The 13,244-nt window shown below is 73.4% G+C and carries 13 protein-coding genes; 5 read left to right on the top strand and 8 right to left on the bottom strand.

Going from position 1 to position 13,244, the window contains the following annotated elements; translation table 11 throughout:
• Window positions 1-15: 15 nt before the first annotated feature.
• Complete coding sequence (locus ABZ716_RS03195) at window positions 16-2,454, top strand: glycoside hydrolase family 3 C-terminal domain-containing protein (protein WP_358956118.1); 2,439 nt, start codon at window positions 16-18, stop codon at window positions 2,452-2,454.
• A 104-nt stretch (window positions 2,455-2,558) separates the two neighbouring features.
• On the opposite strand, the gene ABZ716_RS03200 is transcribed toward ABZ716_RS03195, so the two are convergent.
• A complete protein-coding gene (locus tag ABZ716_RS03200) occupies window positions 2,559-3,458 on the bottom strand; it encodes an SGNH/GDSL hydrolase family protein (protein ID WP_358809905.1) in 900 nt (299 codons plus the stop codon).
• 250 nt (window positions 3,459-3,708) lie between these two features.
• Between ABZ716_RS03200 and ABZ716_RS03205 the strand changes: the two genes are divergently transcribed.
• Entirely contained in the window at window positions 3,709-4,203 is a 495-nt protein-coding gene (locus tag ABZ716_RS03205; protein ID WP_030757646.1) for a DUF3145 domain-containing protein, read from the top strand.
• A gap of 64 nt (window positions 4,204-4,267) precedes the next feature.
• Here the strand turns inward: ABZ716_RS03205 and fabF are convergent, their stop codons facing one another.
• The 5 genes from fabF to ABZ716_RS03230 all read right to left on the bottom strand — a co-directional run bounded on the left by fabF (window position 4,268) and on the right by ABZ716_RS03230 (window position 9,163).
• Window positions 4,268-5,533 (bottom strand): beta-ketoacyl-ACP synthase II, encoded by a 1,266-nt coding sequence (gene fabF, locus ABZ716_RS03210; RefSeq protein ID WP_351889200.1) that lies wholly within the window; start codon window positions 5,531-5,533, stop codon window positions 4,268-4,270.
• A 79-nt stretch (window positions 5,534-5,612) separates the two neighbouring features.
• Complete coding sequence (locus ABZ716_RS03215) at window positions 5,613-5,861, bottom strand: acyl carrier protein (RefSeq protein WP_351889198.1); 249 nt, start codon at window positions 5,859-5,861, stop codon at window positions 5,613-5,615.
• 59 nt (window positions 5,862-5,920) lie between these two features.
• A complete protein-coding gene (locus tag ABZ716_RS03220) occupies window positions 5,921-6,925 on the bottom strand; it encodes a ketoacyl-ACP synthase III (RefSeq protein WP_358809904.1) in 1,005 nt (334 codons plus the stop codon).
• A 19-nt stretch (window positions 6,926-6,944) separates the two neighbouring features.
• On the bottom strand, window positions 6,945-7,862 hold the full coding sequence (locus ABZ716_RS03225) for an ACP S-malonyltransferase (protein WP_358809903.1): 918 nt from the start codon (window positions 7,860-7,862) through the stop codon (window positions 6,945-6,947).
• Window positions 7,863-7,951: 89 nt separating this feature from the next.
• A complete protein-coding gene (locus tag ABZ716_RS03230) occupies window positions 7,952-9,163 on the bottom strand; it encodes a helix-turn-helix domain-containing protein (protein WP_042819076.1) in 1,212 nt (403 codons plus the stop codon).
• Between the two features lie 82 nt (window positions 9,164-9,245).
• Between ABZ716_RS03230 and ABZ716_RS03235 the strand changes: the two genes are divergently transcribed.
• On the top strand, window positions 9,246-9,905 hold the full coding sequence (locus tag ABZ716_RS03235) for a pirin family protein (RefSeq protein ID WP_358809902.1): 660 nt from the start codon (window positions 9,246-9,248) through the stop codon (window positions 9,903-9,905).
• 15 nt (window positions 9,906-9,920) lie between these two features.
• On the opposite strand, the gene ABZ716_RS03240 is transcribed toward ABZ716_RS03235, so the two are convergent.
• On the bottom strand, window positions 9,921-10,739 hold the full coding sequence (locus ABZ716_RS03240; protein WP_358956406.1) for a serine hydrolase domain-containing protein: 819 nt from the start codon (window positions 10,737-10,739) through the stop codon (window positions 9,921-9,923).
• Between the two features lie 103 nt (window positions 10,740-10,842).
• Here ABZ716_RS03240 and ABZ716_RS03245 point away from each other — a divergent pair, with 103 nt between their 5' ends.
• Window positions 10,843-11,247, top strand: a complete 405-nt coding sequence (locus ABZ716_RS03245) for a MerR family transcriptional regulator (RefSeq protein ID WP_358809901.1) — start codon at window positions 10,843-10,845, stop codon at window positions 11,245-11,247.
• On the top strand, window positions 11,244-12,263 hold the full coding sequence (locus ABZ716_RS03250) for an aldo/keto reductase (RefSeq protein ID WP_358809900.1): 1,020 nt from the start codon (window positions 11,244-11,246) through the stop codon (window positions 12,261-12,263). Before ABZ716_RS03245 ends, ABZ716_RS03250 begins: the two co-directional genes overlap by 4 nt.
• A 15-nt stretch (window positions 12,264-12,278) precedes the next feature.
• Here ABZ716_RS03250 and ABZ716_RS03255 read toward each other — a convergent pair whose 3' ends face one another.
• A complete protein-coding gene (locus tag ABZ716_RS03255) occupies window positions 12,279-13,142 on the bottom strand; it encodes a DUF4429 domain-containing protein (RefSeq protein ID WP_358956121.1) in 864 nt (287 codons plus the stop codon).
• Between the last annotated feature and the right edge of the window lie 102 nt (window positions 13,143-13,244).

Raw genomic sequence — 13,244 nt, forward strand, 5'->3', positions numbered from 1 at the left:
CGAGGAGGCACGGCCGTGACCGCTGCCGATCAGGCCCGCGAAGACGCCGTCGAGGCCGCCCTGGGCAAGCTGGACCTCGACGCCAAGACCCGGCTCCTGGCCGGCCAGGACATGTGGTCCCTGCCCGCCCTCCCCGAGATCGGGCTGGGCTCCCTGGTCATGTCGGACGGGCCCATCGGCGTCCGGGGCGTGCGCTGGACCGCCGACGACCCCTCCGTCGCCCTGCCCTCCCCGACCGCCCTCGCCGCCTCCTGGGACCCGGCCCTGGCCCGCCGGGCGGGCAGGCTGCTGGCCCAGGAGGCCCGCCGCAAGGGCGTCCACGTCCTCCTCGCGCCCACCGTCAACCTCCACCGCTCCCCGCTCGGCGGCCGCCACTTCGAGTGCTACTCCGAGGACCCGTACCTGACCGGCGCCATCGGCACCGGCTACGTCCAGGGCGTCCAGGACGGCGGGATCGCCACCACCGTCAAGCACTTCGCCGGCAACGACGCCGAGACCGAACGCTTCACCGTGGACAACGCCATCGCCCCCCGCCCCCTGCGCGAGCTCTACCTCGCCCCCTTCGAGGCCATCGTCCGCGGCGCCCGCCCCTGGGGCGTCATGACGGCCTACAACCAGGTCAACGGCACCACCATGACCGAGCACCGGCAGCTGGTGAACGGGGTGCTGCGCGGCGAATGGGGCTTCGACGGGTGCAACGTCTCCGACTGGACGGCAGCCCGCTCCACCACCGGCTGTCTCGAAGGCGGCCTCGACGTGGCCATGCCCGGCCCGACGACCGTCTACGGCCCCGCCCTCGCCGCCGCCGTGCGCGCCGGGGAGGCCGACGGGGCCGCCGTCGACGGGGCCGTGCGCAACGTCCTGCGCCTCGCCGCCCGCGCCGGCCTGCTGGAGGGCGCCCGCGCCGCCGTCACCGAGCCGCCCGCGCCGCTCGACGGAACGGCCCTGGCCCGCGAGCTCGCCGTCCGCGGCTTCGTCCTCCTGCGCAACGAGGACGGCGCCCTGCCCCTGGACCGGTCCTCCGGCCGCACCGTCGCCCTGATCGGCGCCGCCGCCCGCGACGCCCGCGTCCTCGGCGGCGGCAGCGCCACCGTCTTCCCCGAACGGGTGGTCTCCCCGCTCGACGGGCTGACGGCCGCCCTCCCCGAAGGCGCCCTCACCTACGCCGTCGGCGCCGACCCCAGCGAGGAACCCGCTCCCGCCGCGCGGGGGTTCGAGCTGCGCGCCGTCTGCCGCGACGCCTCCGGGGCGGTCCTCGGCGAGGGCGGCCTGCCGAGCGGGCAGGTCCAGTGGATCGGCGAGGACCTCCCCGAGGGCGCCTCGTACGAGACGCTGGCCAGTGTCGAGATCACCGGGACGTTCCTGCCGCGCGAGAGCGGGGAGCACGTCTTCGGCACGCGCGGGCTCGGCGCCTTCCGCCTCGCCGTCGGCGGACGGACCCTGTGGGAGGGCGTCCAGGGGATGGGCGACGAGGCCGACCCCTTCGAGGCGTTCTTCGGGGCCCCCTGTGAGCGGGCGAGGGCCGTGCTGGCCGCCGGGGAGCCGGTCGGGGTCTCGCTGACGTACCAGGTGCCCGACATGGCCGGGATGCCGCTCAAGGCGGTCCTGTTCTCCCTGCTCCACCTCGGTCCGCGCCGCGACCCCGAGGAGCTGATCGAGGAGGCCGTACGGGCGGCCCGGGCCGCCGACACCGCCGTCGTGGTCGTCGCCACCACCGAGCGGGTGGAGTCCGAGGGCTTCGACCGCGGCGGCCTCGGGCTGCCGGGCCGCCAGGACGACCTGGTGCGGGCCGTCGCCGCCGCCAACCCGCACACCGTGGTCGTCGTCAACGCGGGCTCCCCGGTGGAACTCCCGTGGCGCCAGGACGTCGCCGCCGTCCTGCTGACCTGGTTCCCCGGGCAGGAGGGCGGGGCCGCCCTGGCCGACGTCCTCCTCGGCGACGCCGAACCCGGCGGCCGCCTGCCCACCACCTGGCCCGCCTCCCTCGCCGACGCGCCCGTCACCGAGGTCGTCCCCCAGGAGGGGCGGCTGGAGTACCGCGAGGGGCTGCTCATCGGCTACCGGGCGTACGAGGCCCACGGGGTGCGGCCCGCCTACCCCTTCGGTCACGGCCTCGGCTACACCGACTGGGCCTACGAGTCCCTGGAGGCCACCGCCGAGTCCGTCCGGGTCCGCCTCACCAACACCGGCGCCCGGCCCGGCCGTGAGGTCGTCCAGGTCTACCTGGCGCCCGTCGCGGACCCGGTGGAGCGCCCGGCGAGCTGGCTGGCCGGCTTCGCGGGCGTGGAGGCGGGGCCGGGGGAGAGCGTCGAGGTGGACATCGCGCTGCCCGGCCGGGCCTTCGAGGTCTGGGACGAGGAGGCGTACGGCTGGCGCCGGATCGGCGGCGGCTACGAGGTCCGGGCGAGCCACTCGTACGCCGACACCCGGCTCACGGCCACCCTCCACCTGTAGGGGCCGCGACACGCCGGGGCGGCGCACTGGCCGGAAATCACCCCCGCCCCGGCCGCAGAGCGGCCCGGAACCGCCCCCCCCGGACCCCGCCCGGCCCCGCCGGGTCAACGCGGCGGATCGGCCGCCGTCACCTGCCGGTGGGCCAGTTCGGCGAGCCGTGCCTGCCCGTCCCTGCCGGGGTGGAACCAGTCCCAGTGGCTCAGCTGCTCCGCCCCGAAGGGGTACTGGAAGACCGCGCCGCCGTCGTAGCGGCACAGCGCGTCCTGCGCGCAGACCTGCCGCAGCGCCTCGTTGTACTCGACCACGCGCGCCCGCACCCGCTCCCGCCGGGCGGTGGCCTGCGCGTCGGAGGCCAGCGGCTCGGCCAGCATGGACTGGCAGATCCCCAGCTTCCAGACCTGACGCACCATCGGGTCGTCCTTGCCCTGCTCCCACAGCCGTTGCAGGTCCGGCACGGAGGACACGTACACCTGCGAGGACGGCGAAGCCGCCCGCAGCTCCTTCAGCGCCTGCTCGAACTCGGCGCGGAACTCCGCCACCGGGGTCATCGACGAAGCCGTGGGCCGGCAGGCGTCGTTCGAGCCCACCATGACCGTGACCAGGCCCGGCTTGTGCTGCGCCGCCTCGGCCACCTGCCCCGGCAGGTCCGCCATGCGCGAGCCGGTCACCGCGTGGTTCCAGCTGCGTACGGGCACCTCCGCCTGGCCCAGCAGCCGGGCGGCCAGCGAGTTGACGGCGGGATCGCTGCCGGTGGCCCAGGAGACCTCCGGGCAGTCGGCCAGCACCGAACAGGCGTCGAACCCGCGGGTGATGGAGTCCCCCACGGCGGCGACGGAGGCCGGCGCCGGGTTCCAGCGCGGCTTCGCCTGCGCCCCCCGCTCACCGCCCTTCGCCGGCGGACCGGAGTCGTCACACCCCGTGACCGCCGCGGCCAGGACGGCCACCGCCACGCCCGCGCCGGTGACGGTCCGGCGTGCGCGGCGGCGCGCGGCGGTGGTGCGCATCGGGGGGTCCTCCCTCGTCGCCCCGCGTCCTTGCCGGGGCGTCCTGCTGAGTGAATGCTCTGCGTTTACGGGCTTCGGAGCGACCGTACGTCACACCAGGACCCCTGGCGCACGGTAGCTTTTTCCCGTGGCGTTTCGGCCGCAGGTGCCGTTACGCAATGTTCCATTATTTTCCGTTACATTACATCACGTCACATACTGTCCGTTTTCTGGAGTTTATTCCCGACCTCGTCCCACACTGGAGGTCCCGGTGACGACACGTGGAGTTCTGTACGTGCATTCCGCACCGCGCGCGCTCTGCCCGCACGTGGAATGGGCTGTTGCTGGCGTGCTCGGGGTGCGGGTGAACCTCGACTGGATCAGGCAGCCCGCCTCCCCCGGCACCTGGAGAGCCGAGTTCTCCTGGCAGGCCGAGGCGGGTACCGCCTCGAAACTCGCCTCCGCCCTGCGCGGCTGGCACCTGCTCCGCTTCGAGGTGACCGCCGAACCCTGCCCGACCGCCGAAGGCGAGCGCTACAGCTCCACCCCGGAGCTCGGCATCTTCCACGCCGTCACCGGTATGCACGGCGACATCCTGATCCCGGAGGACCGGCTGCGCGCCGCCCTCGCCCGCTCCGCGAGCGGCGAGACCGACCTGGAGGCGGAGATCGCCAAGCTGCTCGGCAAGCCCTGGGACGACGAGCTGGAGCCCTTCCGCTACGCCGGCGAGGGCGCCCCGGTCCGCTGGCTCCACCAGGTGGTGTAGCACCGCCCCACGAAGAAGGCCCACCCGGTGTCCGGGTGGGCCTTCTTCGTACCGGTTGGGCGCGCTACACCGTGCGGAACGCCAGCGAGACGTTGTGGCCGCCGAAGCCGAAGGAGTTGTTGATCGCGGCGATCGGACCGTCCACGGGCAGCTTGCGGGCCTCGCCGCGCACGATGTCCGCGTCGATGTCGTCGTCCAGCTCGTCGACGTTGATCGTCGGCGGGGCGATCCGGTGGTACAGCGCCAGCACGGTCGCCACCGTCTCGATACCGCCCGCGCCGCCCAGCAGGTGACCGGTCATCGACTTGGTCGCGGAGATCGCGATGTGGTCGAGGTCGTCGCCCAGGACCTTGCGCAGCGCCTTCAGCTCGGCCGTGTCACCCTGCGGGGTGGACGTGGCGTGCGCGTTCAGGTGGACCAGCTCGGCCGGGTCCAGGTCGGTGTTGTCGAGCAGGTTCCGCAGGGCGGCGGCGACACCGCGGCCCGTCGGCTCCGGCTGCGCGATGTGGTGGCTGTCCGCGGACAGGCCCTGGCCCAGCACCTCGCAGTAGACCCGGGCGCCGCGCCGGGCGGCGTGCTCGGCGGACTCCAGGACCACGACGCCGGCGCCCTCGCCGAGGACGAAGCCGTCGCGGGCCTTGTCGTAGGGGCGGGAGGCCGTGGTCGGGCTCTCGTTGTTCTTGGACATCGCCATCATGTTGGCGAACGCCGCGATCGGCAGCGGGTGGATCGCCGCCTCGGTGCCGCCCGCGACGACCACGTCGGCACGGCCGGTACGGATCATCTCGACGGCGTAGCCGATGGCCTCGGCACCCGACGCGCACGCGCTGACCGGGGTGTGCACACCGGCGCGGGCGTTGACCTCCAGGCCGACGTTGGCCGAGGGGCCGTTCGGCATGAGCATGGGGACGGTGTGCGGGGAGACCCGGCGTACGCCCTTCTCCTTCAGCACGTCGTACTGGTCGAGCAGGGTGGTGACGCCGCCGATACCGGAGGCGATCACGGTGCCCAGCCGCTCGGGGACGATCGACTCGTCCTCGCCGGCGGGGGCGGTGTAGCCCGCGTCGGCCCATGCCTCACGGGCCGCGATGAGGGCGAACTGCGCCGAGCGGTCGAGCTTGCGGGCCAGCGGCCGGGGCAGGACCTCACCCGGGTCCACTGCGGCCTGGGCGGCGATGCGGACCGGCAGTTCGGCGAAGCGCTCGCCCTCCAGGGGCGATACGCCGGACCGGCCGGCGAGCAGACCTTCCCAGGTCGAAGCGCTGTCGCCACCCAGCGGAGTGGTTGCGCCGATACCGGTGACGACCACGGTGCGATTGGTCGGGCTCACAGGAATTCTTTCTCCACGTCTCAGGGGGTGCTGAATTGTCACGGCGCCACCGCGGGGTGGCGACAAACGCTCGTCAGGCTCAGACCTGGTGCTTCAGGATGTAGTCGGCGGCGTCGCCGACCGTCTTGAGGTTCTTGACGTCCTCGTCCGGGATCTTCACCTCGAAGCGCTCTTCGGCGGCGACGACGACCTCGACCATGGACAGGGAGTCGACGTCCAGGTCGTCGGTGAAGGACTTGTCGGTCTGGACGTCCTCGACCGGGATGCCCGCGATCTCGTTGACGATCTCCGCGAGACCTTCGAGGATCTCTTCCTGCGTGGCGGCCATGTGGCGCTCCTTCTGTAGCTAGCTAGCTGGTGGTTCAGGTCCGGGAGGTGATCCGGGCCCTAGGGGAGGGTAACGACCGTCGCGGCGTAGACGAGCCCCGCCCCGAAGCCGATGACGAGCGCGGTGTCGCCGCTCTTCGCCGCTCCGGTCGCCAGGAGCCGCTCCATGGCGAGCGGGATCGAGGCGGCCGACGTGTTGCCGGTGGTTTCCACGTCACGGGCGACCGTGACGTGCTCCGGCAGCTTGAGAGTCTTCACCATCGAGTCGATGATCCGCATATTGGCCTGGTGCGGGATGAAGACGTCCAGGTCGTCCGCGGTGATCCCGGCCGCGTCGAGCGCCTGCTGGGCCACCTTGGCCATCTCGAAGACGGCCCAGCGGAAGACCGCCTGACCCTCCTGGGTGATGGCCGGGAACTTCTGGGCGGTGTCCGTGCTGCGGTACTCGTCCCACGGCACGGTCTGCTTGATGGTCTCGGACTTGTCGCCCTCCGAACCCCACACCGTGGGGCCGATGGCCGGCTCCTGGGAGGGGCCGACGACCACGGCGCCGGCGCCGTCGCCGAACAGGAAGGCCGTCGCCCGGTCCTCCAGGTCCGTCAGGTCCGACAGCCGCTCGACCCCGATGACGAGGACGTACTCGGCGGAACCTTCCACCACCATGCCCTTGGCGAGGGTCAGGCCGTAGCCGAAACCGGCACAGCCCGCGGAGATGTCGAAGGCGGCGGGCTTGACCGCGCCGATCCGGTGCGCGATCTCCGTCGCGACGGCCGGGGTCTGCTTGAAGTGCGAGACCGTCGAGACGATCACCGCACCGATCTGCTCGGGGGAGATCCCGGCGTCGGCGAGCGCCTTGCCGGACGCCTCCACCGACATCGCGGCGACGGTCTCCTGGGGCGAGGCCCAGTGCCGGGACGCGATGCCGGAGCGGGAGCGGATCCACTCGTCGGAGGAGTCGATCGTCTCCAGGATGACCTCGTTGGGCACCACACGGGTCGGGCGGTAGCCGCCGACGCCGAGGATGCGGGCGTACGGGGAGCCCTTGGCCGGCTTGATCTTGGACATGCTGTGTGGGCTCCTACTCTCAGGCCGTCTGCTCGGCGATGAGCTTCGCGGCCTTGTCGAGATCGTCCGGCGTCTTCAGCGCCACGCTGGGCACGCCCTTGAGCGCGCGCTTGGCCAGGCCCGTCAGGGTGCCGCCGGGGCTCAGCTCGACGATCCCGGTGACGCCCAGCTGGGAGAAGGTCTCCATGCACAGGTCCCAGCGCACCGGGTTGGCGACCTGGCCGACCAGACGGGCGACGACGTCGGCGCCCGACTCGACCACGAGTCCGTCCCGGTTGGACACGTACGTCAGCGTCGGGTCGGCCGGGGTGAGGGCCTGGGCGGCCTCCGCCAGCGTGGCGACCGCGGGCGCCATGTGGTGCGTGTGGAAGGCGCCCGCGACCTTGAGGGCGACGACCTTCATGGAGCCCTCGGGCTTGTCGGCGACCAGGGCCGCGATCTGCTCCGCGGTGCCCGCGGCCACGATCTGGCCCGCGCCGTTGATGTTGGCCGGGGTCAGCCCGAGCTTCTCCAGGTGCGCGACGACCACGTCCTGGTCACCGCCCAGGACCGCTGCCATGCCCGTCTCGGTGACGGCGGCGGCATCGGCCATGGCCAGCCCGCGGGTACGGACGAACGACAGCGCGTCGGCCTCGCCCAGCACGCCGGCGTACGCGGCCGCGGTGATCTCACCGACGCTGTGGCCGGCGACGGCGCCGAAGGCCGACGGGGCGCCCAGCGCGGAAGCGGACAGCAGGCCGGCCGCGACCAGCAGGGGCTGGGCCACCGCCGTGTCGCGGATCGCGTCCTCGTCGGCCTTGGTGCCGTAGTGGACGAGGTCCAGCCCGATGGCGTCCGACCAGCCCGCGACGCGTTCGGCGGCGCCGGGCAGTTCGAGCCAGGGAGTCAGGAAGCCGGGCGTCTGAGCGCCTTGGCCGGGAGCGACGAGTACGAGCACCCTCACACTCTCTCTTGTGGATGGTCTCCGCCGCCCGTGGGGACAGGGACGAAGAACCGTCGGGGGAATTGTTGATGTCCGACAAAAGTCTAGGGCTGCTGATCTCCGTCGGCCAGACGCCCCAGAATCAGGGCGATCCGCAGCGTGAACGCGGAGCGCACATCGGAGGGTGACCAGCCGGTGACGTCGGTCACACGTCGGAGCCGGTAGCGCACCGTGTTGGGGTGCACGAACAGCATCCGGGCCGCCCCCTCCAGGCTGCTCGCCTGCTCCAGGTAGACGCTCAGCGTCTCCAGCAGCGCCGAGCCCGCCTCCTCCAGCGGTCTGTAGATCTCCTCCACCAGCTGCTCCCTGGCCGAGGGATCCGAGGCGATCGCGCGCTCGGGCAGCAGATCGTCCGCCAGTACGGGGCGCGGCGCGTCCTGCCAGGCCGTGCACGCCTTCAGCCCGGCCGCGGCCGCCTGCGCGGACTTCGTCGCGTTCAGCAGGTCCGGCACCACCGGCCCGGCCACCACCGGCCCGGCCGCGAACGGGCCGATCAGCGACTTCGCCACCTGGAGCGGGTTGTCGCTGCCGCCCGCGATCACCACCAGCCGGTCGCCCAGCACCCCCGTGAGCACCTGGAGCTTGTGGTGGCGGGCCGCGCGGCGGATCGCCTCGACCGTCAGCTCGCTGTCCCCCTCCGGGGCGGTGCCCAGGACCACGCACACGTGCTCCGGGGAGTTCCAGCCGAGCGCCGCGGCCCGCGACAGGGCGCCCTCGTCCGCCTCGCCCGACAGCACGGCGTTGACGACGAGCGACTCCAGCCGGGCGTCCCACGCCCCGCGCGCCTCGGCGGCCTGCGCGTACACCTGGGCGGTCGCGAAGGCGATCTCCCGGGCGTAGACCAGCAGCGCCTCGCGCAGGATCGACTCGTCGCCGGGGGCCGCCACCTCGTCGATCGCGGCCTCCATGACCTCGATCGTCGTCCGGACCATCTCCACGGTCTGGCGCAGCGTGATCGCCCGCGTCAGCTCCCGCGGGGCGGTGCCGAAGACATCGGTGGAGATGGCCTGCGGGGTCTCCGGGTGCCGGAACCACTCCGTGAACGCCGCGATGCCCGCCTGGGCGACCAGGCCGATCCACGAGCGGTTCTCCGGAGGCATCGCCCGGTACCACGGCAGCGCCTCGTCCATGCGCGCGATGGCGTTGGCGGCGAGGCGGCCGGAGGACTTCTCCAGCCGTCGCAGCGTCGCCGCATGCGGATGGGCCGGATGCGCGGGACGGGTCTCGGGGGAATGCTCACGTTCGGGTTGGGGCACGGGACAAGACTGCCTTATCGGCGGCCCGGCGCGGACCCCGGTCCCGGGCCCTGCGCCCCGGCGGGCGGCTACGGTGGCTGACATGATCGATGTACGCCGCGCCGCCGACCGGTACGCGGGAGGGGATCCGGCCGCCGGGATCACCACCCGGCACGCCTTCTCCTTCGGGTCCTTCTACGACCCGGACAACATCCGCTTCGGCCCGGTCCTCGCCTGCAACGAGGAGCTGCTCGCCCCGGGTTCCGGCTTCGACGAGCACCCGCACAGCCACACCGAGATCGTGACCTGGGTGGTCGAGGGCGAGCTCACCCACCGCGACAGCACCACCGGCCACACTGGCACCGTCCGGCCCGGGGACGTGCAGCGGCTGGGCTCCGGCTCGGGGGCCCGGCACGTGGAGCGCAACGACGGCGGGCGGCCGCTGCGGTTCGTGCAGATGTGGCTGGCCCCGCTGACCGCCGGCGGGGAGCCCTCGTACGAGGTCGTACGGGACCTCGCGGAGGGCGCCCCGTACGAGGTGCCGGCGGCGGGCGCGGTGCTGCGCGTACGGCGGCCGGGCGCGGGCGAGCGGGTCCCCGTACCGGACGCCGAGCGGGTCTACCTGCACGTGGTGCACGGGGACCTGCGGCTCGACGGGGCGGAGCTGGGGCCCGGCGACGCGGCGCGGATCACCGGCGAGAAGGGCCTGGTGATCACGGCCGGGTCCCCGTGCGAGCTGCTGGTCTGGGAACTGCCGCTGTAGCGTCCGGCCGACTGCCTAGCGGGCGCGCAGCTCGGCGAGGACCGCGTCGGTGAACGGGGTCCACGCCTCGACGGCCCAGGGGCCGAAGGCGCGGTCGGTCAGCACCACGCAGGCGGCGCGGACGTCCGGGTCCACCCACAGGAAGGTGCCGGACTGGCCGAAGTGGCCGAAGGTGCGCGGGGAGGAGGTGAGTCCCGTCCAGTGCGGGGACTTGCCGTCACGGATCTCCAGGCCGAGCCCCCAGTCGTTGGGCGACTGGTGCCCGTAACCCGGCAGGACGCCCTTGAGGCCGGGGTGGACCACGGAGGTGGCCTCGGCGACCGTGCGGACGTCGAGCAGCCGGGGTGCCTGGAGTTCGGCGGCGAAGCGCACCAGGTCGGAGACGGTGGAGACGCCGTCCTTGGCGGGGGAGCCCTCCAGGCTGGAGGAGGTCATGCCCAGCGGTTCGAAGACGGCCTCGCGCACGTAGTCGGCGAAGGGGATGCCGGTGGCCTTGGCGAGGTGGTCGCCGAGGACCTCGAAGCCGGCGTTGGAGTACAGCCGGCGCTGCCCGGGCGGGGCGGTCGCGCGGTGCTCGTCGAAGGCCAGGCCGCTGGTGTGGGCGAGGAGGTGACGGACCGTCGAGCCCTCGGGTCCGGCCGGCTCGTCCAGCTCGACCGCTCCCTCCTCGTACGCGACGAGGACCGCGTAGGCGGCGAGCGGCTTGGTGACCGAGGCCAGGGGGAAACGGCGGTCCACCGGGCCGTGGGAGCCGGCGAGGCTCCCGTCGGCGCGGACGACGGCCGCGGCGGCGGCCGGCACCGGCCAGCTCTCGACGGTCCGCAGGCTGGCCAAGGTGTTCACGGGTTCCAGGCTCTCCATGGCCCCGAGCCTACTGGCCCCGTGCCCGGTGCACGCACTTGCTTGGAGTGCACTCCAGGGTTCTAGCGTGGAGGTCATGAGCCTGACGGAGACGAGGTACACGATCAGCGAGGTCGAGGGCCGGACCGGTCTGACCCAGCACACGCTGCGCTGGTACGAGCGGATCGGCCTGATGCCGCACGTGAACCGCTCCCACTCGGGGCAGCGCCGGTTCAGCGACAAGGACCTCGACTGGCTGGCCTTCGTCGGCAAGCTGCGCGCCACCGGCATGTCGGTGGCGGACATGGTCCGCTACGCCGAGCTCGTCCGCGAGGGGGACCACACGGTCGACGAGCGCCGCGCGCTGCTGGAGCGGACGCGCCGGGAGGTGCTGGCGCGGGTCGCCGAGCTGACGGACGCCCTCGACGTCCTGGACTACAAGATCGCGCTCTATGGGCGGAAGAACACCGTGAACGCCGGAACGGGGAAGGCACAGTCATGACGGAGCAGGACAAGATCGCACGCGCCGAGCTGGGCAAGGGCGGCCCGGTCGTCGGCATCCAGGGACTCGGCTGCATGGGCATGAGCGAGTTCTACGGGGACACCGACGAGGCGGCGGCCCGCGCGACCCTCGACGCGGCGCTGGCCGCGGGGGTCACCCTCTTCGACACGGCGGACGCCTACGGACGCGGGGCGAACGAGGAGTTCCTGGCCCCCTTCGTGGCCGCCCACCGGGACGAGATCACCCTGGCCACCAAGTTCGCCCTCGAACGCAGCGACGACCCGGCCTACCGGGGGATCCGCAACGACCGCGCGTACATCCGCCAGGCCGTCGAGGGCAGCCTGCGGCGGCTCGGCGTGGAGGTCATCGACCTCTACTACATGCACCGCCGCGATCCGGCCGTGCCCTTCGCGGAGTCGGTGGGCGCGATGGCCGAGCTGGTGCAGGAGGGGAAGGTGCGCCACCTGGGGCTCAGCGAGGTCACCGGGGCGGAGCTGCGCGAGGCGCACGCGGTGCACCCGATCGCGGCCCTGCAGTCGGAGTGGTCGCTGTTCAGCCGGGACGTGGAGCGCAGCGCGGTGCCCGCCGCAGCGGAGCTGGGCGTGGCCTTCGTGCCGTACTCGCCGCTGGGCCGCGGCTTCCTGACGGGGGCCTTCGCCGACGCGGCGGCCGAGCTGCCGGCCGATGACTTCCGCCGCAGTCAGCCGCGCTTCACGGGGGAGAACGCCAAGGCCAACGCGGCCCTGCTGGCGCCCCTGCGGGAGATCGCCGCCGCGCGCGGGGTGACGGCGGCGCAGGTCGCGCTGGCGTGGGTGCAGCAGCGGGCGTCGGTGCACGGGCTGACGGTGGTGCCGATCCCGGGCACCCGTAAGCCGGGGCGCCTGGCGGAGAACACGGCCGCCACCCGGATCACCCTGACGGCGGCGGAGCTGGCCCTGCTGGAGCCCCTGGCGGACCAGGTGGCGGGCGCCCGCTACCCGGACATGACCTTCACCTCGGCGGCCCGGGAGGCGTAAGGGGCATCCGGCGGATCAGGCTCCGGCGGTGAAGCGGGCGCGGAGGGTCTCGTACTCGGCGTCCGTCAGCAGGCCCGTGCTGTGCAGCTCGCTGAGGTGCCGGAGCCGCTCCCCGGACGTCCGGGCCCGGGGCACGGAGCCCACCGGGGCCCGCTCCCGCAGCGCGGCGAGCACGGCGGCCGCGAACGGCAGCGACTCGTGCACGGCGCCGCAGCCCATGCCGAACACCGCCGCCGCGAGGTCGTGGTCGGGGGCCGGCGGGGCCTCGGCGCCCTCGCGCCGCAGCAGCCGCAGGTGCCCGCCGCCGGGGCGGTCAGGGGAGACCCACTCCACCCCGGCCAGCGCGGCCAGCGCGAACCGCTGGTCCCCGGCGCGCCACTTCGCGCTGCTCGCGCCCGTCCGCGACCAGTGGAAGGTCACCGCCGACCCGTCGAAGCCCACCCGGGCGTCGTACGCCTTCAGCTGGAGCGGCGGAGGGGGGACGGCGACGAGGAACCGCTGCGCGGGATCCCTGACGTCGTCGGGCCCCAGCCGCTCGCGCAGCGCCCGCGCGAAGTCCGCGGCCTGCTCCGCCCGGTCCGCGGGCAGCACCAGCCGGTACGGATCGCAGGACTCCTTGAGCTGCCCGGCGGCAGCCTCCATCAGCGGATCCGCCCCGGGCCGCGGCAGCGCGCGCAGCACCACGCTCTCCCGCCGCGCCACACCGGCCGGGCCGGTCCCCACCGTCACCCCGGACAGCGCTTCCAGGGGGATCCGGCGCTCACCCAGTGCCTGCCAGAGCCTGGGCGTGCGTATCCCCCGTGCGAAGCGGATGAGCACCGAGTCCGAGTCGGCGTCGAACTCCCAGACGGCATGATTTCCGGCCAGTACGTCACCCATGCGGCACATGGTAAAGGGACGCGCCCCCACGCGTCCCCCTCGTCATCCGGCCCGTTTTTTTCGACTTGCTACGGGTTGGCGGAGCGTCAACGCCCCGGCGGC

Source organism: Streptomyces sp. NPDC006687, from assembly GCF_040636215.1.
GTDB lineage: Bacteria > Actinomycetota > Actinomycetes > Streptomycetales > Streptomycetaceae > Streptomyces.

Excerpts from the sequence above, each read along its gene's own strand:
- ABZ716_RS03200 (WP_358809905.1), bottom strand. The coding sequence starts at position 3,458 with ATGCGCACCACCGCCGCGCGCCGCCGCGCACGCCGGACCGTCACCGGC.
- ABZ716_RS03235 (WP_358809902.1), top strand. The coding sequence starts at position 9,246 with ATGATCGATGTACGCCGCGCCGCCGACCGGTACGCGGGAGGGGATCCG.
- ABZ716_RS03255 (WP_358956121.1), bottom strand. The coding sequence starts at position 13,142 with ATGGGTGACGTACTGGCCGGAAATCATGCCGTCTGGGAGTTCGACGCC.
- ABZ716_RS03245 (WP_358809901.1), top strand. The coding sequence starts at position 10,843 with ATGAGCCTGACGGAGACGAGGTACACGATCAGCGAGGTCGAGGGCCGG.
- ABZ716_RS03220 (WP_358809904.1), bottom strand. The coding sequence starts at position 6,925 with ATGTCCAAGATCAAGCCGGCCAAGGGCTCCCCGTACGCCCGCATCCTC.
- ABZ716_RS03215 (WP_351889198.1), bottom strand. The coding sequence starts at position 5,861 with ATGGCCGCCACGCAGGAAGAGATCCTCGAAGGTCTCGCGGAGATCGTC.
- ABZ716_RS03250 (WP_358809900.1), top strand. The coding sequence starts at position 11,244 with ATGACGGAGCAGGACAAGATCGCACGCGCCGAGCTGGGCAAGGGCGGC.